This is a genomic window from Acinetobacter sp. YH12076, from assembly GCF_013419525.1.
Lineage (GTDB): Bacteria > Pseudomonadota > Gammaproteobacteria > Pseudomonadales > Moraxellaceae > Acinetobacter > Acinetobacter amyesii.
In genome coordinates, this window is sequence record NZ_VOZY01000014.1 from 48,415 (window position 1) to 68,391 (window position 19,977).

At 41.8% G+C, this 19,977-nt stretch carries 16 protein-coding genes, 1 tRNA gene and 1 pseudogene; 12 read left to right on the top strand and 6 right to left on the bottom strand.

What is annotated here, in order from left to right; translation table 11 throughout:
- Positions 1-38 precede the first annotated feature (38 nt).
- From mltB to FTU22_RS13810, 5 genes are all read right to left on the bottom strand, one after another.
- Complete coding sequence (gene mltB / locus FTU22_RS13790) at positions 39-1,040, bottom strand: lytic murein transglycosylase B (RefSeq protein ID WP_078191987.1); 1,002 nt, start codon at positions 1,038-1,040, stop codon at positions 39-41.
- 787 nt (positions 1,041-1,827) lie between these two features.
- On the bottom strand, positions 1,828-2,478 hold the full coding sequence (locus FTU22_RS13795; protein ID WP_078190308.1) for a hypothetical protein: 651 nt from the start codon (positions 2,476-2,478) through the stop codon (positions 1,828-1,830).
- Positions 2,479-2,495: 17 nt separating this feature from the next.
- Entirely contained in the window at positions 2,496-3,314 is an 819-nt protein-coding gene (gene queF, locus FTU22_RS13800; protein ID WP_168378016.1) for an NADPH-dependent 7-cyano-7-deazaguanine reductase QueF, read from the bottom strand.
- On the bottom strand, positions 3,314-4,087 hold the full coding sequence (locus FTU22_RS13805) for an ABC transporter permease (protein ID WP_180023368.1): 774 nt from the start codon (positions 4,085-4,087) through the stop codon (positions 3,314-3,316). The genes queF and FTU22_RS13805 overlap by 1 nt, the downstream gene beginning before the upstream one ends.
- Positions 4,084-5,019 carry an ABC transporter ATP-binding protein gene (locus FTU22_RS13810; protein ID WP_180003219.1) on the bottom strand — a complete coding sequence of 312 codons (936 nt, stop codon included), beginning with the start codon at positions 5,017-5,019 and terminating at the stop codon, positions 4,084-4,086. Before FTU22_RS13810 ends, FTU22_RS13805 begins: the two co-directional genes overlap by 4 nt.
- 188 nt (positions 5,020-5,207) lie before the next feature.
- On the opposite strand from FTU22_RS13810, the gene FTU22_RS13815 reads away from it, so the two are divergent.
- From FTU22_RS13815 to FTU22_RS16380, 5 genes and pseudogenes are all read left to right on the top strand, one after another.
- Positions 5,208-5,283: transfer RNA gene (locus FTU22_RS13815), tRNA-Arg, on the top strand.
- 454 nt (positions 5,284-5,737) lie between these two features.
- Positions 5,738-7,552 carry an allophanate hydrolase gene (gene atzF / locus FTU22_RS13820; protein ID WP_180095002.1) on the top strand — a complete coding sequence of 605 codons (1,815 nt, stop codon included), beginning with the start codon at positions 5,738-5,740 and terminating at the stop codon, positions 7,550-7,552.
- 18 nt (positions 7,553-7,570) lie between these two features.
- Positions 7,571-11,170 carry an urea carboxylase gene (gene uca, locus FTU22_RS13825; protein WP_180095004.1) on the top strand — a complete coding sequence of 1,200 codons (3,600 nt, stop codon included), beginning with the start codon at positions 7,571-7,573 and terminating at the stop codon, positions 11,168-11,170.
- A gap of 2 nt (positions 11,171-11,172) precedes the next feature.
- Positions 11,173-11,862, top strand: a complete 690-nt coding sequence (locus FTU22_RS13830) for a GntR family transcriptional regulator (protein WP_180095006.1) — start codon at positions 11,173-11,175, stop codon at positions 11,860-11,862.
- A gap of 159 nt (positions 11,863-12,021) precedes the next feature.
- Positions 12,022-12,423, top strand: a pseudogene (locus FTU22_RS16380) (guanosine-3',5'-bis(diphosphate) 3'-pyrophosphohydrolase); the annotation flags it as partial.
- Positions 12,424-12,953: 530 nt separating this feature from the next.
- Here FTU22_RS16380 and FTU22_RS13840 read toward each other — a convergent pair.
- A complete protein-coding gene (locus tag FTU22_RS13840; RefSeq protein ID WP_180095007.1) occupies positions 12,954-13,772 on the bottom strand; it encodes an IclR family transcriptional regulator in 819 nt (272 codons plus the stop codon).
- Between the two features lie 261 nt (positions 13,773-14,033).
- On the opposite strand from FTU22_RS13840, the gene FTU22_RS13845 reads away from it, so the two are divergent.
- Genes FTU22_RS13845 through FTU22_RS13875 form a run of 7 tightly spaced genes read left to right on the top strand, consistent with a single transcriptional unit; the run spans position 14,034 to position 19,943 of the window.
- On the top strand, positions 14,034-14,339 hold the full coding sequence (locus tag FTU22_RS13845) for a non-heme iron oxygenase ferredoxin subunit (RefSeq protein ID WP_180095009.1): 306 nt from the start codon (positions 14,034-14,036) through the stop codon (positions 14,337-14,339).
- Between the two features lie 28 nt (positions 14,340-14,367).
- Positions 14,368-14,667 (top strand): recombinase-like helix-turn-helix domain-containing protein, encoded by a 300-nt coding sequence (locus tag FTU22_RS13850; protein ID WP_180095011.1) that lies wholly within the window; start codon positions 14,368-14,370, stop codon positions 14,665-14,667.
- 15 nt (positions 14,668-14,682) lie between these two features.
- Positions 14,683-15,747, top strand: a complete 1,065-nt coding sequence (locus tag FTU22_RS13855; protein ID WP_180095013.1) for an aromatic ring-hydroxylating dioxygenase subunit alpha — start codon at positions 14,683-14,685, stop codon at positions 15,745-15,747.
- Entirely contained in the window at positions 15,740-16,504 is a 765-nt protein-coding gene (locus FTU22_RS13860; protein ID WP_180095015.1) for an SDR family oxidoreductase, read from the top strand. Before FTU22_RS13855 ends, FTU22_RS13860 begins: the two co-directional genes overlap by 8 nt.
- Positions 16,505-16,514: 10 nt before the next feature.
- A complete protein-coding gene (locus FTU22_RS13865) occupies positions 16,515-17,444 on the top strand; it encodes a VOC family protein (RefSeq protein WP_180095017.1) in 930 nt (309 codons plus the stop codon).
- Between the two features lie 25 nt (positions 17,445-17,469).
- A complete protein-coding gene (locus tag FTU22_RS13870) occupies positions 17,470-18,678 on the top strand; it encodes an NAD(P)/FAD-dependent oxidoreductase (RefSeq protein WP_180095019.1) in 1,209 nt (402 codons plus the stop codon).
- A gap of 41 nt (positions 18,679-18,719) precedes the next feature.
- Entirely contained in the window at positions 18,720-19,943 is a 1,224-nt protein-coding gene (locus tag FTU22_RS13875) for an MFS transporter (protein WP_180095021.1), read from the top strand.
- The last annotated feature ends 34 nt before the right edge of the window (positions 19,944-19,977 follow it).

Here is a 19,977-nt window from a genome sequence, read left to right on the forward strand (position 1 = left end):
ATTTGTTGACTTTTTTGCTTTATAGGAAAAAACCAGTCTTATCGACTGGTAACTTCAGTGCCTAAAAGCCATAGTGCAGTCGCATACATACGGCTTTTGTTATAGGTTGTAATGACCTGAAAATTTGGATAAGTGATGTAATAAATTGGTCCATAACTATCTTGCAATTGGATGACATTGACTAAATCGAGATCATCGATTTTTACCAATGGATTCATAGGGGTTACACCTTGAGCCTTGAGTACACCATAGGGTGTTGGCTGGTTTAAATCCTTTGCAATAATAGCATCTGGGTTGTTTCCGCTATAGCGAGCAGCAAAAGCAATCGGTTGATTACGCTGCCAACCATAATTTGCTAAATAATTTGCAATTGAACCAATGGCATCGACAGCTGAATTACGCAGGTCAACATGACCATTGCCATCGTAGTCCACACCAAATTTTGGAATGTTACTTGGCATAAATTGAGGATAACCCACAGCACCTGCATATGAACCGACGACAGAGTTGGTTGGAACACCATCTTTATATGACCAAGCAATCAGTGCAGCAAGTTCATCTTGGAAATATTGCGCACGGCGTTCGTAGCCAAAACCAAGGGTCGCCAAAGCATCACGGGTAATAAAATTACCTTTATTGCTGCCGTAGCCTGTTTCAACACCCAAAATGCCTAAAATCACGGATTGAGGCACACCAAATTGTTGTTCTGCACGATTTAAAGTGTCGGCATATTGATTTTTGAAGCGAACGCCGCGTTGAATTGTACTTTCAGCTAAAAAATTGGTTTTGTATTGGTACCAAGGCTTTGATTCACCAGGTCTATTCATAATGCTAATAATGTTGGGTAGGTTTTTACTGCCTTGCATTGCCCAATCAATTTGATTTTCACTCAGACCATAGGTTTGCATTGCATTTTGTTTAAAGCTTGCATATGCCGGATGAGATTGGAAGTCGTTAGCCTGACAAAAACTGGTCAGTGAAATTGAACCGGCCATAATGGCAATATGTGATAGTTTTTTATAAAAATTTCGATTTAGCATAAATAAAAAATTTCCAGTTGCTTTAGCGATGAGTATGAACAAAATTTCGAGGGGAAAAGATCCTGAAAATTGTGATGACCTTCTGGTTTCATAGCTCATTAAAGGTAAACGTTACCAATAGCAACTAAGATACCACTGACAGCGCATGCTTTCATAAATAGATATACAAAAAAAGACAAAGCAAAGGGTTTTTTCGCAGTTAACATATTGAAAAGTGACATATTCATTTACATAACTTGCAAATATTCACAAATCATTTGAAATAAAGATGACTCTAAAACTCATGCGTCATAAAAACGCAGAACGAGTAAACTTTATCGCGTTGCGAAATACTGTTTAGAAGCTACAAAAGTTGCAATGTTATATCTAAAAATAAAGGGACAGGATTAAAAAGGTACCGGTCTAAAACACCCATATGCAAGCAGTGGTTTATTCATTACATAGTTTTTGTTCGTCAGCGCTTCAATGCTGTTGAAAACGTCGCTATATATAGTAGAAATATAGACTGAATGATAAAAAAGAAAGAGATTGAATATTAAAATGGACGCATTGAGATTTAAGCCAAAATGACGGCAAGCATTCAAATCCTGTTTGTAATCAGGTTCTTTCTTTTCTGTGTGGATTTTTAAAAATAGTACATATAAATGTACTGTCATTTAATTGAGATCAGTTCATATTCTAGAACTGTGTTTGCATGACTATATATAGTCATTGTATCGGGATTCAGTTTTATGCGTTTAACCATAAAAAAACCTAGCCGAAGCTAGGTTTTTATTTGTAGCATGAATTATTTGTTAAACATCGCATCGTGTGCTTCTGCAAGGGCACCTAGCTCTTCTTTGGTTAGATTTGGGAAAATCTTATCAATCGCGATATGTATTGCTTTAATCACGGCAGAAGATCCGATATCGGCTGCTTTACGTTTAATCATGCCTAAATCGAGTGTTTTATTAAAGTCATTCATAAAATGACGTACTGCAGCTTCAGCAAACTGTTTATACAGTTCACCAAAAGCAGCTTTATTGACATCTACACCTGATTTAATTTCGGCATAACTGTTCTTAAGGTTAGTGACCAGTCCTGCATCTAAGCTCAGACCTACACGATGAGCGCCGACTGTGTCCTGAAATAAACTTCGTTCTGAAAATTCAATGGATTGTTTCACCACATCATTCGGAGATTTACCCAATAGCTGCTTTAACAATACAGCGACTGTTGATTTGACATAGCCAGCCAGTTTTTCTGCTGTGTCGCGCTTGTCGCTTGCAGGAAACAGATGAACAGGAGCTAATATAGTTGCACCAATGATTTCTTCATTAATCAGCAAAGCTGTTTTATCACGTAAAGGATAAAGTGGTTCACTCGAATTTTTTTTCGCGTGACCAGTTTGGATACTGCTTAGAAGTTCCTCAGAAGGAATAAAACCAAAAAATGGCATCACTAACCTCAATTTTTTTATTGTCGCGCCAATCGAATGGGGCGAGGCATCCATGTTAAATCCGATACACGACAAGGGTTGATATCCAATCCACCACGGCGTGTATAGGCAGCATATACCATCAGCTGACTTGGTTTTAAATGTTGCCAAATATCGGCAAACATTTGCTCCACACATTGTTCGTGGAAACCATTATGCTGACGGTAAGAAATAATATAAGCCAGAATACTACGATAACAAGGCTTAGTACCTTTATACCTTATAAATACCGTTCCCCAATCAGGTTGACCCGTGACTGGGCAGTTACTTCTTAATAAATGTGAATAAAGTTGAATTTCAACTTCTTCTTGCGCTGCAGCTTCATCTAAAGAGAGTAAATCTGCATTTGGATGATTTTCTAACTGAGTGGGTTCTAAGTCATCAATACAGATGCCTTGTGGTTTTGAAATTTCAACATCATCGACATGAAATAGATCAATAGTCACAGCGGCATTGGCTGCTGCTGATAAGTCTTTTTCTACAGTTGCTTTAAACGCTGCCTGAGAATCAAATTTGGTAAAGTTCATACTATTAAAGTAGAGCTTTAAAGATTTCGATTCGATCAGGTTGTCTGAACTTGCTGGCAAAGTTAAACGACCAATAGCAACTTGAGGCACACCAGAAGCATTTAACCAAGAAATTTCAAAAACATGCCACCAGTCTTTACCTTGGCGTATGCCTTCCACATGGGCATATTGTTCACGTGCAGTGGCACGTGCAATCGGAAACAGAATATCGGGTTGATATTCTGTAGGGTAGTTGGTGTCTTTACCTAAAAGGGATTGTTCTACACTCATTATTCACGCATTCCTGAACCACGAGAAAGTAAATGATACGCCACGCCATAAAGAACAACGCAACATGCAGTAATAACTGTCAGTGAAATGCCGACATTCACATCGCTATGGCCCAAAATACCGTAGCGGAATGCATTGACCATATACACGACAGGGTTGATTAAAGAGAGATTTTGCCAAAAAGGACTCAGTGATGAGATGGCATAGAAAACACCGCCTAAATAAGTCAGCGGAGTCAGGACGAAAGTCGGGATAATCGAAATGTCGTCAAAAGATTTTGCATAAACAGCATTAATAAATCCGCCAAGAGAAAACAGCAGCGAAGTAATGAGAACTGTATATATAGTTACGAAGATATTGGTCAGGTGTAATTCAGTAAAAAATAGGCTCATCACAGTGACAATAAAGCCGACTAAAACACCACGGCAAACACCACCGATCACATAACCCCAAAGCACCATATGTAACGGCACCGGGCTCATGATTAATTCTTCGATGCTTTTTTGAAATTTTGCACTAAAGAAACTGGATGACACATTGGCATAGCTGTTGGTGATGACCGCCATCATAATTAAGCCGGGCACGATGAACTGCATATAGCTAAAACCGCCCATTTGCCCAATGCGTGAACCGACTAAATTACCGAAAATCACAAAGTACAAACTCATGGTGATCGCCGGTGGGAGAAGAGTTTGCGGCCAAATACGCATGAAACGGCGAATTTCTTTATACACTAAGGTGTAGAGGGCGATACACAGTTGGTTAAAATTCATTGTGCTGCACCTTCAAGATTTTTTTCGACCATACGGACAAACAGTTCTTCTAGTCGGTTAGATTTATTACGCATACTTCGAACCTGAATACCTTGTGATTCCATGAGTTGGAATAAATCATTTAAGGTATGGGCTTTATCCATAGTGACTTCTAAGGTGATAGGATCTACTAAGTTGAAACGGACACCAATAATTTCTATATGGATCGGTTCAATGGGTTCGGCTAAATCGAAAATAAAGGTTTCTTCATTCAACTGACTGAGGAAACCTTTCATGCTGGTGTCTTCTTTAATCACACCACGATCAATAATTGCGATTCGACGGCACAACATTTCAGCTTCTTCTAAATAGTGTGTCGTTAAAATAATGGACGTGCCTTTTTCGTTCATTTCAGTGAGGAAATCCCACATCGAACGGCGTAGTTCAATATCAACACCAGCAGTCGGCTCATCTAAAATCAGCAGTTTAGGTTCATGCATCATTGCACGAGCGATCATTAAACGGCGTTTCATACCGCCTGATAGCATGCGTGCTTGGGTGCTACGTTTTTCCCAGAGGCCAAGCTTTTCTAAATATTCCTCTGCACGTTTCTCTGCTATCTTTTTAGAAATACCGTAATAACCAGCTTGAGTCACCAAAATATCAAATGTTTTTTCAAATTGACCAAAGTTAAATTCTTGAGGTACAACGCCCAAACACTGCTTTGCATGTGAGGGATGGGTATCTAAATTGTGCCCAAAAATTTCGACAGTACCTGAAGTTTTACGGGTTAGTGAACTGATAATACTAATCGTGGTAGATTTTCCTGCACCATTGGGACCTAAAAGTGCATAAAATTCACCTTCGGGTACTGTTAAATCAATACCTTTAAGCGCCTGAAACCCATTTTTATAGGTTTTTGACAGCTGCTTTAACGTTAGTGCATCAGTCATAAATAATTCACTCTATAAATAGTATGAGTATTGTGCGATATCGGGGCAAATAAACCAAGTAAATCGTATGGAATTCTGCATTTTAAAAATAGAACGTTGTATAAAGCTTAAGCAGAAAAAAGCCTAACATCTATATAGTTGCTTTACCTTACAGTTTTTTTTGTTATGATGTGCGCAATCCAAAATAAGCGCTCATAGCTCAACTGGATAGAGTACAGGTCTCCGAAGCCTGTGGCGTGGGTTCGAGTCCCGCTGAGCGCACCATTTTTTAGTTTTTATTCTCCAACTAAATTTTGCAAATCAACTGCTTTTTTTATATCTCTATTTCTATTCATCCCAATCAATTTCAAAAAACAATATTGATGTATCTTTTTCCAAACACATAAATTTCAAAATATTTCTCAATCTTTTTATTGAAAATTAAAAGTGATACAAAACTTTAAATTGAAAGCTTATAAATAGTGGCAATAGTAATTTCACTGTATTTATATCTGCATCTAAATGAAAAGAATCTATTGAAAACACGATTATAAAAGTCATGCACCAAAATAGTGGAGCTTGGAAACTTAATAGAACACTTATCGTTTTGTATTGCCTAAATAAAATAGGGAAATGATTGTTTTTTTAATATTAAGATATTGAAAAATAATAAAAAATTAATTTTGGCATGATGTGTGCAATACAGTATTCAAACTTGGATACAAGAATGAGCACATCAATGAACTCAATAAAAACTTTAGGCTGGACTTTAGCGGAATGGAAAGCGGGCTACACGAATAACACAATTCAACTCGAAGACTTATATGCCTTGGTCGAGCAATTTGATCATGCAGATCCAGCATGGATTTCCATTGCCTCTATAGAGCAATTAACTGCGCAGATTGAAGCTTTAAAACAAATTGAGAATGCTACTGCTTTGCCTTTATTTGGTGTGCCTATCGCAGTTAAAGACAATATTGATGTGGTGGGCTTTGCGTCAACGGCTGCATTCAAATTATTTACCGAAATCAAAATTGAAGATGCCTTTGTGGTGCAACGCTTAAAACAAGCGGGTGCGATTATTGTAGGCAAAACTAATCTAGATCAATTTGCCACAGGATTGGTCGGTACACGTTCGCCATTTGGTGCAGTACCGAATACTTTTAATTCTGACTTTGTAAGCGGTGGTTCAAGTTCAGGTTCAGGTAGTGTGGTGGCGCGCGGTTTAGTCCCGATTGCGCTCGGTACAGATACAGCAGGCTCAGGGCGTATACCCGCAGCATTTAATAATATTGTTGGCTTAAAGCCGACCAAAGGTCGCTTTTCAAATACTGGCTTACTGCCTGCGTGTAAAAGCTTAGATTGCATTTCAATTTTTGCTTTAACTGTCGTTGATGCAACTGCAGTGGCAGAAGTTATGGAAGGTTTTGATGTAAGCGACAGCTATTCACGTGTGAATCCTGCTACAGCGCCTGCAAAGTTCAGCACACAATTAAAATTAGCCATTCCAAAACAATTAGAATTTTTTGGCGATGCTCAATCTGCTGTTGCATTTCAGCAAGCATTAATTGAATTAAAAAACTTAGGTGCAGAACTGACTGAAATTGATTTCAGTGCTTTTAGTCAATTGGCGAGCCAACTTTACCAAGGGTCATGGGTTGCAGAGCGTACTGCTGCAGTTGCAGACTTATTAGAAACATCGGTACAAGACTTTGATCCAACAGTTTTAGAAATTATTCAAAAAGGCCAGCAGTACACTGCGGTTGATGCTTATAACGCCGAATATTTAAAGCAAGAATTGGCTCGAGACATTCAGCAAACCTTAGCGCAATTTGATGCCTTAGTGGTGCCAAGCTCGCCAACCATACACACGCTTGCAGAAATGGCTGAATCGCCAATTGAAAATAATAGCCACTTTGGCACCTATACCAACTTTACCAATTTAGCAGACCTGAGTGCCATCGCTGTACCTGCAGGCTTTCGTGCCGACGGGCTGCCTTTTGGAATCACATTCATTGCGCCGGCTTGGCACGATGCAGCATTAGCAGATTTTGCAGAAAAATGGCAAAGCCATCTGAAACTACCCCTCGGTGCAGTAGCTAAAACATTGCCTGAAGCAAATTCAGTCATTTCTGCACCATCCGCACAGCATTTTCGAGTTGCAGTTGTAGGCGCACATCTCACAGGTATGCCACTCAATTTCCAACTGACAACACGCCAAGCCGTGCATGTTGAAACCACAACGACTTCTGCCGATTACGCCCTCTATGCACTGCCGGGCACAGTACCGCCAAAACCAGGTTTAGCGCGTCAGGAAGCGGGTCAAAAAATTATTGTCGAGCTTTGGGATATTCCAAAAGCACGCTTTGGTGAATTTGTTGCTGAAATTCCAACACCACTGGGTATGGGCAATATCGAGCTTGCCGATGGACGTTGGGTGAAAGGCTTTATTTGCGAACCCTATGGCCTAAACGGTGCAAAAAATATCAGTGAATTTGGTGGATGGCGCGCCTATATCCAATCACTGCAAGCAACAACAGCAAAATCAAATTAAAAATTCGGGGAAATAATTATGTTTAAAACAGTGTTAATTGCAAACCGTGGTGAAATTGCTGTTCGTGCGATTCGTACATTAAAGAAACTCGGTGTTCAGTCGGTTGCCGTGTATTCAGAGACAGACCGTTATGCACAACATGTCTTAGATGCAGATGTGGCAGTTTCACTTGAAGGTGTTAAACCTGCAGAGACTTATTTAAGTATTGAAAAACTGATTCAAGCAGCCAAACAAACCGGTGCTGAAGCTATTTTTCCTGGTTATGGCTTTTTGTCAGAGAGTGCTGATTTTGCCCGTGCATGTGAGGAAAATGGTATCGCCTTTATGGGGCCAACGGCTGAACAAATTTTAGAGTTTGGTTTGAAGCATCGTGCACGTGAATTGGCTGCGGCAGCCAATGTGCCCATGACACCGGGCACAGGTTTATTGGCAAGTTTAGATGAAGCACTCGCATCTGCGGCAGAGATTGGCTATCCCGTCATGCTGAAAAGCACCGCTGGCGGTGGCGGTATTGGTTTAACCCGCTGTGATGATGAACAATCATTAAAAGATGCGTATGAAAGTGTAAAGCGTCTAGGCGAGCAGTTCTTTAAAGATGCGGGCGTGTTTCTCGAACGTTTTGTCGATAAAGCCCGTCACGTAGAAGTACAAATTTTTGGTGATGGTTTAGGTCAAGTCGTTGCTTTTGGGGAGCGCGATTGTTCATTGCAGCGCCGTAACCAAAAAGTCGTTGAGGAAACACCTGCGCCGCACTTACCAGAAGCAACACGTCAAAAATTGCACCGTGCTGCTGTAGAGCTTGGTCAATTGGTGAAATACCGCAGCGCAGGTACGGTTGAGTTTATCTATGATGCTGCCCGTGATGAAGTGTATTTCCTTGAAGTGAATACCCGTTTGCAGGTTGAACACCCTGTAACGGAAATGGTGACGGGTTTAGATCTGATTGAATGCATGCTGAAAGTGGCAGCAGGTGATGCTTTAGATTGGGAAAAACTCAGCAATATTCAGCCTAATGGCGCTGCCATTGAAGTGCGTATTTATGCGGAAGATCCAGTGAAAAACTTCCAGCCAAGTCCGGGTGTACTCACGGATGTGTATTTCCCTGAAGACATTCGTGTGGATACGTGGGTGTCTACAGGTACTGAAATTTCACAATATTTTGACCCGATGATTGCCAAAATTATTGTGCATGCCGCAGACCGAGACAGTGCGATTGCTAAGCTAAAAACAGCCTTGGCTGAAACCCGCCTGAATGGCATCAGTACCAACTTAGACTATGCACATACCGTAGTTTCAGATGCACGCTTTGAAAATATGCAAATCTGGACACGTCTACTGGATGATTTTAAATACGTGCCAAATGTAATTGAAGTGCTGCAACCGGGCACGCAAAGTTCGATTCAAGACTATCCGGGGCGTGTGGGCTATTGGGATATTGGTGTACCGCCATCAGGCCCGATGGATGATTATGCATTTCAATTGGCCAATCAAGTTGTGGGTAATCCAAAATCGGCAGCAGGCTTTGAGTTTACCTTACAAGGACCAAGTCTTAAATTTCATGCCGATAGCATCGTAGCCTTAGCAGGTGCGCCATGTAGCGCGACTCTAGATGGTGTGAATGTCGATTTTTGGCAGCCGATCAGCATCAAAGCAGGGCAAACATTAGTACTTGGACAAGTTGAGTCGGGTTGCCGTACTTATCTTGCAATCCGCAATGGGTTAAATGTACCTGAATATCTAGGCAGCCGTTCAACCTTTGCATTGGGTAATTTTGGCGGTCATGCAGGGCGAGTACTGCGTGCAGGTGACATGATTAAAATGGTTAATCCAAGCCTGCCTTTGGATGGACTGGAAATTGCTACAGCGGCACCACAAGCTTTGGCAGCAGAGCGTATTCCAAGCTATGGCAAAGAATGGAAAATTGGCGTGCTGTATGGTCCGCATGGTGCACCAGATTTCTTTAAATCTGAATATATTGAAGAATTTTTTGCTTCAACATGGAAGGTACACTTTAACTCAAACCGTTTAGGCATTCGTTTAACAGGCCCGACCCCAAGCTGGGCACGTGAAAATGGTGGTGAAGCAGGTTTGCATCCATCCAATGTGCATGACTGTGAATATGCCATTGGGGCGATTAACTTCACCGGTGATTTCCCTGTGATTTTGGCGAAAGATGGCCCAAGCCTCGGTGGCTTTGTTTGCCCAGTGACGATTGCCAAAGCAGAACTTTGGAAAATTGGTCAACTTAAGGCAGATGACAGCATTAGTTTCTATCCGATGAGTGTTGAACAAGCCAATGCATTGGAAGTTCAGCAAATTGCCGATATCCAAAACTTTGCTCAAGCGCCTGAAAAGTCAGCGTTGGTCAATTTTGAATGCAAGCCTGAAGGGATATTGGCTGTGCGTGAAGCAGATGCGTATGCGCCGAAAGCGGTGTATCGTCAGGCAGGTGACAGTTATATATTGTTGGAATATGGCGAAAATGTCCTCGATCTTGCATTACGCTTACGTGTTTATAGACTGATGCAGCTCATTCGTGAAGCGAACATTGATGGCATTTTAGAGCTTTCTCCGGGTGTGCGTTCACTGCAAATTAAATATGATGGATTGCGTTTCAGCCAAGCGAATTTGATTCAATTCTTATTGGGGCTGGAAAATAAGATGGGGGATTTGAGCCAAATCAAAATTCCATCCCGTATTATTCACTTGCCGATGGCATTTGAGGACTCGGCCACTTTAGGTGCTGTGGAACGTTATCAAGAAAGTGTCTGTGCCAAAGCGCCTTGGTTGCCAAATAACGTCGATTTCATTCAGCGCATTAATGGCTTAGACTGCCGTGAGCAAGTCAAAGACATCATTTTTGATGCCAATTATCTGATTTTAGGTTTGGGGGATGTGTATTTAACTGCACCTTGTGCAGTGCCAATTGATCCGCGTCATCGTTTGCTCAGCTCGAAATATAACCCTGCACGTACTTTTACCGCAGAAGGCACAGTGGGTATTGGCGGTATGTACATGTGTATCTATGGCATGGACTCACCGGGCGGTTATCAGTTGATTGGTCGTACATTGCCCATTTGGAATAAATTTAAAAAGAACAAGCAGTTTGGCGATCAGCAATGGTTCTTACGCTTCTTTGATCAAATTAAATATTATGAAGTAACCGAAGCTGAACTGGATCAATTCCGTGCTGACTTTGCCAATGGTGTGGCGGAAATCAAAATTGAAGAAACTGAATTTGATTTTGCAGCCTATCAAGCCTTTTTGGAAACAGAAAAGGACAGTATTGCAGAATTTAAAGCGCAGCAGCAACAGGCATTTATAACTGAAGTTGAACGTTGGAAAGATGAGTTTGATGCACCTGCGGAAATGGAAATCCTGCAAGATGATACCGACTATAGCCAGTATGCAGCCTTGAATGCGTCGATGACCGGCAACATTTGGAAAATTTTTGTCGAAGCTGGACAGTCTGTGAAGAAAGGTGAGACTGTAGCCATTATTGAAGCGATGAAAATGGAGCTTCCAGTCTATGCCGATGATGATGGTATCGTGAAAGCGATTATCTGCCGTGCAGGACAAACGGTACATAGCGGTGAGCCGCTGGTTTATATGGAATAAACATGACCACAACCACCATTGTTGGGAAAAGCTCAGACAATTTGTCTGAGCTGGTTTTCCAAAAAATAAAAAACGATATTTTTGATTTTCAGCTCAAACCGGGCGCACGTTTTACCGAATCTGAAATTGCCGAGTTGTATGAAGTGAGCCGTACACCCGTACGTCAGGCTTTATACCGTTTACAGCAAGATGGCTATGTAAGAGTACATTTTCGTAGCGGTTGGGAAGTGAAGCCACTCAATTTTAAAGCCTACGAAGAATTGTATGATTTACGGATTTTGCTGGAGTGCTATGCCATTGAGCAGCTCTGCAAAATGGAAACAGAACAACTCAAACAGGCTTTACAGGACTTAGTAAATGTGTGGTGTATTCCGCCTGAGCAGTTTTTGCATGATTTAAAAACTTTATCGATGCAAGATGAAGCATTTCACTGCCAATTGCTTGAAGCAATCGCTAATAGTGAAATGGCAAAGGTGCATCGGGATGTGAGTGAAAAAATTCGTATTATTCGTCGCTTAGATTTTTCTAAAGATTATCGAATTGAAGCCACTTATGCAGAGCATCAACAGATTTTACAATTGATCCTTGGACATAATGTTACAGCGGCATTGGAGAAAATGCGCAGCCATATTCAGCAAAGTAAAGAAGAGGTGAAAAAAATTACTTTGGAAATGTTGGCGCGAATGGCATAGAACTATTTGCAAAAGATCTAGCTCACGATAATTCACGGTAGATATGTATTTTACGAGTCAATCTGTGTCGTTAGGGGCGTGCTTAGAGCTATAAATAGATGTATTCATTGGTTAATATGATGGAGAAAAATAAAAAAGACCACGAAGGGGAGATTCTTTATTTCAACTTTAGAAAACGCGATTTCATTGGCGACTGAACGCCATTTCGGACAAGTCGATAAAGCGGGTCAAGCTTATATTCAGCATCCACTTCGTGTGATGCAAAATGTGCAACATCCCGATGCTAAAATCGTAGCTGTATTACATGACATTTTAGAAGATACTGCGACAACGACGGATGAGCTTCGTGCTAAGGGTTTTCAAGCGCATATTATTGACGCGATACTGGCACTGACTAAAACAACAGGTGAGAACCGATTTCAAGCTGCGCAGCGTACTGCTAAAAATGCAATAGCGTGTGAAGTGAAACTCAGTGATTTACACGACAACATGGATTTGTCGCGCTTAACTTTGGTCACAGCAAAAGATCGACGTCGTTATCAACAATATGTAAAAGTTAAATGTAGATTAAAGCGTGCTCGGAGCGTCCATTTACATCTGATCGAATTAAATCTAACAACAGATTATCCTAGATTTCAATTTCAAAGTTCAAAGCAAAATTTTCAATATCTGCTTAATGCGATGTTTGATCTAGAGCATTCATTAGGTGGCATTCAGATTGGAAGTCCACAGGAGTGGTGGATTTTATTTGAAGATGTCAGTGCATATTTTGCATATTGCCAAAGAAAGGGTGCCGTTCCCAAGCAGGCAACATTCTTAGATTTAATTTTAACCACAGATCGGGACTATTTCAGGGGCATCTTTCAAGCTGAACAAGATCGGCAATTATTTGCTTCTATGTTTGGCGTCTTTATGCGAAATCATTTTTATCGCGTGGAAACTTAAGACAGAAACTGTAGACTGTATCGGCAATACAACAATATAAAGTCACCATTGATTGATGAATTTTATCTAAATGTTGAGCTACTGAGCGTCATTTAAAAACATCTCAAAATGCTTGATTTCGAGATGTTTAAAGTGATTCCATCTATTTAGACGTAAATGAATTTTGAAATTTTATCGGCACATTCTATGACGGTATTGGCAACTTCTCCACGGAATTGAGCTTCTGTATAGGTGCTCAAAGGGCAACTGACCGACAAAATAGCGCTCATTTTCCCACTTGCCTGACTATATATAGGCGCAGCACAAGCGGCCATATCTGTATTGAAATGTCCCCAGCTCACCATAAATGGCTGATTGCGTACTTCACGTAGTCGTTCTAATAAAGCCTCAATATTACGCGGTGTACGTTCCGAAAATATTTTCCAATCTTGAATATTTTCATAACGCTTGATGACTTCAGCTTCCGAAAGTTGCGACAAAATCAATTGACCAATCACCGTTGCATGTGCAGGCCAGCGTGTGCCGATATGCACGGTACTGGTAAATGGACCATTGGACTGAACATTGCTGACGAAAACAATATCTGTGCCTTCTAAGACCGATAAATGCACCGCAATTTTAATTCGGTCACGCAGTTCGCGCATGATCGGCGCAGCCAAATCGGTCAGTGATGATTTAGATAAGCTGTTAAAGCCCAGTTCCATCACATTGCTGTTGAGCGCATAGGTTTTTTGCGACATTTTTCGCAGGTAGCCGCAGTGCTCCAAGGTGTGAATTAAACGAAAAGCACTGGAACGGTTTACATCAATTTTTTCCGCGATTTCAGAAATGGTCATTTCCTGATGATGTTGATCGAATAATTTTAAAATGGCCAAGCCACGAATTAAGCCTGGGACTAAATAGCGCTCGTCATTGGAAGATTCAGTTTCTTTCTCTATAGAGGCATCGTTATTAATTGAATTCATTTGCCAAGCTCATCTTTGATTAAGTTTATATAAAAATAAATAACCTATTGGGGCTATTTTAGCGGCCTAAAAATAAGATCGCAATGTTTATATATAAAACATTTATTTGTAAATAAAACATTGCAAAATGTGTTTTTTAACTATCTTTATGAAATATATAAATTTATAAAAATTGACAATTAAATTGCTCACGCATTATCCTATTATCAATGTTTCAAATATTAAATATTGTTTTGCATATAAAACATGGAAGATGAGCATATGAACTGGATATCTGTTTGCAAAGTGAATGAAGTCGCTGATGAAGAGCCAAAAGCGGTTGAAGTCGAAGACAAAAAGATCGGTGTCTTTCTTATCGAAGAAAATTATTTCGCGGTTGAAAACGTCTGCCCGCATGCATTTGCTTTACTCACTGAAGGCTTCATTGAAGGACTGACAGTCGAGTGCCCGCTGCATGAAGCGATTTTCAACTTGGAAACAGGGGCTTTGGAAAGTGGTCCTGGTTGCAGAGATTTATGTACTTATCCAGTACGTATTGAAAACGGTGAAGTTCAAATTCAACTCTAAGGCTGAAGGAAGAAAAGGAAATATTCACATGAAAGCATTTAACGAAAAGCTAGCTAAATGGATTAACGCAACGCCTTCGAATGACGCAGGCATTAACAATATTCAAATTCCGGGTCAGGTTGAACATTTGGTTTGGCAAAACCGCAGCCGAGCGCCGAGCCAATATGAATTAGATTTTGTGCAGCATTTAATTCAAGCCTTCAATAACGATGTGACAGAACTGGATGCATTAACCGAAGCATTGAATCAGCAAGGGTTTAGAACAGTGGCAGGAGAGGTTTGGACCACTGAGAGCTTCTCGAATGAGATGCAGCGTCTAGGCTATTAAGAAAAGGATTTCATCATGACTGCAGAAATTAATTTAGAACAATATTTGGATCTTGGCCTGCGTGATCAATGGTATCCAGTCTTAGCAAGTTGGGAAGTGGGCTCAAATCCAGTTGGGATTACTCGTTTAGGCGAAAATATTGTGGTCTGGCGAGATGAACAAGGCGCGGTGCATGCACTAGAAGACCGCTGTCCGCACCGAGGCGCACGTTTATCGCTTGGCTGGAATTTGGGTAACCGCGTCGCTTGCTGGTATCACGGTGTAGAAGTACGTCATGACGGCGTGGTGGAAGATGTGCCAGCAGTAAATGATTGCCCGCTCAAAGGCAGCGACTGTGTAAAATCATATCAAGTCAAAGAAATGAATGATGCGATCTTCATTTGGTTTGGTCTTGATGCTAGTGAAGCGCCTGCAGAACTTAACTTACCCGATCAGCTGTCAAGTGATGAGTGGAGCTCATTCCTATGTATGGCAGATTGGAAAGTGAATCATCAATATGCCATTGATAACGTGATGGACCCGATGCACGGCACATACCTGCATTGTACATCGCACTCGATGGCGGAAGGTGAACGTACAGCTGAAATGAAGCACCGCGCAACCCAAGATGGTTTCGTCTTTGAAAAAGAAGGTCAAACTGGTGTGAACTTTGACTGGGTTGAATATGGTCAAACGGGGGCGGCATGGTTACGTTTATCGATTCCTTACCGTAAGTCTTTTGGTCCGGGTGGTGAGTTTTGGATTGTCGGTTTTGCTACCCCGATTGATGCCGACAACACTCGCGTATTCTTCTGGCGCTGCCGTAAAGTCTCTGGCTGGCAGCGTAATGTATGGCGCTTCTTGTACCGTAACCATCTTGAGCAATTGCACTGGGATGTACTGGAACAAGACCGCATTATCTTAGAAAACATGGCGCCCAATGCACGTCAACACGAATTCCTTTATCAGCACGATGTAGGCTTATCTCGCTTACGCCGCCTGATGAAAAAAGAGGCGGACAAGCAAATCAAAAAAATCTTAGCGCTGCGTGAAGTGAAAGATGAAAATCGCATTGAAATGAAGGAAGCGTCAAATGGCTAATGTGCAGATTTTAGCCGGCAAGCGCATCTTGGTCACCGGAGCTGCGCGCGGCCTAGGACTTGATTTCGCCCAAGCGGCTGCAGAAGCTGGCGCTGCAGTGGTCATGGCAGATATTCTGGCCGATTTGGTGCAGTCAGAAGCTGAAAAGTTAGCGCATGCAGGTTTTCAGGTATCTGCCGTCAGTATTGATTTAAGTGAAAAACAGTCTATTCAACATGCGGTGCAAACTGCTGTTGAAGCCCTTGGTGGTTTAGACGGTCTAATCAACTGTGCCGCCTTAGCGACAGGGGTAGGCGGTGTCGACATGATGAGCTATGACGAAGCGCTTTGGGACCGTGTGATGACGGTCAATGTCAAAGGCACTTGGTTGGTTTCTCAAGCTTGCGTACCGCATTTAAAAGCGTCAGGTCAGGGCAAAATTATCAATATTGCTTCAGACACGGCACTTTGGGGTGCACCAAAGCTGATGGCTTATGTTGCAAGTAAAGGCGCCATTATTTCGATGACCCGTTCAATGGCAAGTGAGTTAGGCGCAGATAATATCTGTGTGAATACCATCAGCCCAGGTTTAACACTAGTCGAAGCCACAGAATATGTCCCGCAATCACGCCATGATTTGTATGTGAATGGAAGAGCAATACAGCGTCAACAACTTCCGCAGGATGTGAACGGCACAGCGATTTATCTGCTTTCAGATTTATCATCTTTTGTGACCGGACAGAATATTCCTGTGAATGGCGGTTTCGTATTTAATTAAGGAGCAAGACATGATTACAGGAATTGAAGTCCTTAAATTTGGTGTCGAAAACCGCCAAGAGGCAAAGACATTTTTAGCTGATTTTGGCTTAAAGTCGGTGGCAACAGATATTGATGGTACAGATTTATATCAAACGCAAAATGGCAGCAAACTGTATCTTTTTGATACCTCTGATGCACGTTTACCGCCAGCCATTGAAGCCGGTTCAACACTACGTGAAGTAACGTGGGGTGTTGAAAATGATCAAGATTTTGACAGTTTAAAAGCAAATTTAGCCAATGAGCCGGGTTTTGCTAGTTCGGCTTCACATGTGCAGTGCCGCGATCCAAATGGCATGACCATTGTGTTTGAAAAAAGCATAACGCATATATTGCCAGAAGCGAAAACGGAAGGCATTAACCAATTTGGCAATATACAACGTGTGAATGCAGCTAGTCCTGTGTATGAAAAAGCAGAACCGGTAGCCATTGGTCATGTGGTGTTTTTCACACCAGATTTGGAAACGACACAAGCATTTTATATTGAGAAAGTTGGCTTCCATTTATCGGATGCTTACCGTAAGCGCGGTGCATTCTTGCGCTGCCGTGGCGAAGGTTTCCATCATGATTTGTTCTTATTGTCCGTGCCGAATAAGCCAGCGGGCTTGAATCATGTGGCCTTTGTGGTCCGTGATATTCATGAAGTCATTGGCGGCGGTTTAAGTATGAATCGTCAGGACTGGTCAACCTTTATTGGCCCAGGTCGCCACCCGATTTCATCTGCATATTTTTGGTATGTGAATTCTCCATTGGGCGGTGCATTTGAGTACTACACCAATGATGATTATTTGACAGAAGAATGGCAGCCGCGTGAAGAAGAACATAGCTTGGAATTATTTACCGAATGGGCAATTGAAGGTGGTTTGGATCATGAAACCCGCCGTCAAGTAAAGCCTGCCTAAGGTAAATGGTGATAAGGAGATCAGCATGAACAGAATAGTGATTGTCGGTGCAGGCCAAGCTGCAGGATGGGCAGTCCATACGTTACGTGGACAAGGCTTTGACGGTGAAATTCACGTGGTATCCAATGAAGAGCAGGTGTTCTATGAACGTCCGCCATTGTCAAAGCAAGTGCTGTCACAAGAAGCAGAAGTAGAAAGCTTGAATCTGTTTTCTCAGGAGCAGGTGAATGATTTTTCAGTGACTTGGCACAAGCCAGATCATGCGGTCAAACTAGATAAAGCGGATAAAACCGTGCATTTGGAAAGCGGCAAAGTTTTGCCTTATGACAAATTGCTGATTGCGACAGGCAGCCGAGCGCGTATTCCTGTTTCAGCTTGGTCGAGCATGGAGAATGTATACACCATGCGTGATATTCAAGACTGCCAAAAGCTGACAGAAAAATTTAAAGCTGCAGAACATATTGCCGTGATTGGCGGTGGCTGGATTGGTCTAGAAATTGCTGCGACTGCGCGTAAGCAGGGCAAGCAGGTCGAAATTTTTGAATACGGTTCACGCCTTTGCGCACGCAGTGTCAGCCCAGAAGTCTCTGATTTTCTCAAGCAGTTGCATGAAAGCAATGGTACAGCGATTCATTTAAATGCGACCAAATTGCATTTGATTGAAACTGCAGATCATCATGTTGAAGTATTTGATGCAGACATTAAATTAAAACAGTTTGATTGTGTGGTGGTCGGCGCAGGTGCTGAAATTGCAAAAGAATTGGCTGCTTTAGCTGAACTCGAAGTTAAAGATGGCATTGTGGTAAATGAATATGGACAAACCTCAGATGTAGATATCTATGCTGCAGGTGATGTGGCGATTCATCCATCACTCGGTTACTGCATTCAGTCTTGGGCGAATGCGCAAAATCAGGCTATTTCTGCAGCAAAATCAATGTTGGGTGAGATGACAGCCTATCAGGATATACCTTGGTTATGGTCAGATCAGTATCAATGCAACATTCAGATTTTAGGGACTTATCAGCCTGAAAAAACTCATCAGGTGGTGATTCGTAAAACTACAGAAACGCAAATTAGTTTTTTCTATTTAGATGCAAATCAACAGCTGCTGAATATGATCGCAGTGAATGATTCAAAATTAATCAAACTGGCAAAACGATGGATGGCCAGCCAGCGCGAATTGGATCCAGCTCAATTGCAAGATCCAGACTTTAATTTAATGAAATTGAAATAAGCGTTTAAAAAATATTAGCCCATGTATGAAAGGATTTACCCATGGATAATGATGCAAAAACAGGATTAAAGCATTGGACCCCAGCGATCATTTTAATGATCTGCGTGGTACTGGCTTTCTTTGACAAAATTAGTATTGCTGTCTTGTTTTCAGATGCAACGTTCCAAGATGCGATGGGCATTGCACAGGACAAGGCAAAACTAGGCTGGCTGATGACAAGCTTTTTGCTAGCTTACGGTTTTTCGTCAATGTTTCTGAGCTTTTTAGGCGATATTTTTTGTCCTAAAAAAATGCTGTTTTGGAGTGTGACGTCTTGGGGCCTATTGATGTTTTTGATGGGTTTCACCACAGATTATTCTACGATGATGACGCTGCGCGTTCTGCTCGGTTTAGCTGAAGGCCCATTGTTTGCTTTGGCTTATACCATTGTGAAACAAACCTATACCGACCGTCAGCAAGCGCGTGCTTCAACCATGTTCCTCCTCGGAACTCCCATTGGCGCATTCCTAGGCTTTCCGATTACTGCATTTGTTTTGGCGCACTATGACTGGCACACCACGTTCTTTGTTATGGGGGCATTGACCTTCATTGTATTGATACTGATTGTGTATGGCCTACGTAACTTACAGTTGAAACGCACAGTGGATTTGGAAGGTGTTGGTAAACGCGTAAATTTCCGTACCCATGTGGCGCATACCAAAACTTTGCTAAGCAACGGTTCATTCTGGTTACTGTGCATCTTTAACATTGCATTGATGACTTACCTCTGGGGTTTAAACAGCTGGGTGCCTTCTTACTTAATTCAAGACAAAGGCTTTAACTTAAAAGAATTCGGTGCCTACTCAAGTCTTCCATTCATTGCGATGTTAGTGGGTGAAGTCGCTGGTGCATTCCTTTCGGACAAAATGGGCAAACGTGCGATTCAAGTGAGTGGTGGCTTACTGATTGCAGGGATATTCATGTATGCCATGGTGATTGCAACTGATCCTGTGATGGTGATTCTAGCGATGTCTCTAAGTGCTATGGCATGGGGCTTCGGTGTAGCAGCAGTATTTGCATTGTTAGCACGTATTACTACAGCAGACGTAGGCGCAACAGCAGGCGGTATTTTCAATGGTCTTGGTAACTTTGCCAGTGCAGCGGCACCGGTATTAATTGGTGCGATCGTAATGCAAACCGGTAGTTTCAATATTGGCATTACCTTCTTGGCAGCAGTCGCCGTGATCGGTTCCTTCTTCCTCGCGCCATTGCTGAAACGTTATTAAGGCTTGAGCCAAAGTTAAAGCCAAGAAATTAGCC

Coding starts and splice junctions, on each gene's coding strand:
- FTU22_RS13805 (WP_180023368.1), bottom strand. CDS start 4,087: ATGAATTTTAACCAACTGTGTATCGCCCTCTACACCTTAGTGTATAAA.
- uca (WP_180095004.1), top strand. CDS start 7,571: ATGTTTAAAACAGTGTTAATTGCAAACCGTGGTGAAATTGCTGTTCGT.
- FTU22_RS13865 (WP_180095017.1), top strand. CDS start 16,515: ATGATTACAGGAATTGAAGTCCTTAAATTTGGTGTCGAAAACCGCCAA.
- FTU22_RS13810 (WP_180003219.1), bottom strand. CDS start 5,019: ATGACTGATGCACTAACGTTAAAGCAGCTGTCAAAAACCTATAAAAAT.
- FTU22_RS13870 (WP_180095019.1), top strand. CDS start 17,470: ATGAACAGAATAGTGATTGTCGGTGCAGGCCAAGCTGCAGGATGGGCA.
- FTU22_RS13850 (WP_180095011.1), top strand. CDS start 14,368: ATGAAAGCATTTAACGAAAAGCTAGCTAAATGGATTAACGCAACGCCT.
- FTU22_RS13795 (WP_078190308.1), bottom strand. CDS start 2,478: ATGCCATTTTTTGGTTTTATTCCTTCTGAGGAACTTCTAAGCAGTATC.
- FTU22_RS13830 (WP_180095006.1), top strand. CDS start 11,173: ATGACCACAACCACCATTGTTGGGAAAAGCTCAGACAATTTGTCTGAG.
- FTU22_RS13860 (WP_180095015.1), top strand. CDS start 15,740: ATGGCTAATGTGCAGATTTTAGCCGGCAAGCGCATCTTGGTCACCGGA.
- FTU22_RS13845 (WP_180095009.1), top strand. CDS start 14,034: ATGAACTGGATATCTGTTTGCAAAGTGAATGAAGTCGCTGATGAAGAG.
- mltB (WP_078191987.1), bottom strand. CDS start 1,040: ATGCTAAATCGAAATTTTTATAAAAAACTATCACATATTGCCATTATG.
- FTU22_RS13875 (WP_180095021.1), top strand. CDS start 18,720: ATGGATAATGATGCAAAAACAGGATTAAAGCATTGGACCCCAGCGATC.
- FTU22_RS13855 (WP_180095013.1), top strand. CDS start 14,683: ATGACTGCAGAAATTAATTTAGAACAATATTTGGATCTTGGCCTGCGT.
- atzF (WP_180095002.1), top strand. CDS start 5,738: ATGAACTCAATAAAAACTTTAGGCTGGACTTTAGCGGAATGGAAAGCG.
- FTU22_RS13840 (WP_180095007.1), bottom strand. CDS start 13,772: ATGAATTCAATTAATAACGATGCCTCTATAGAGAAAGAAACTGAATCT.
- queF (WP_168378016.1), bottom strand. CDS start 3,314: ATGAGTGTAGAACAATCCCTTTTAGGTAAAGACACCAACTACCCTACA.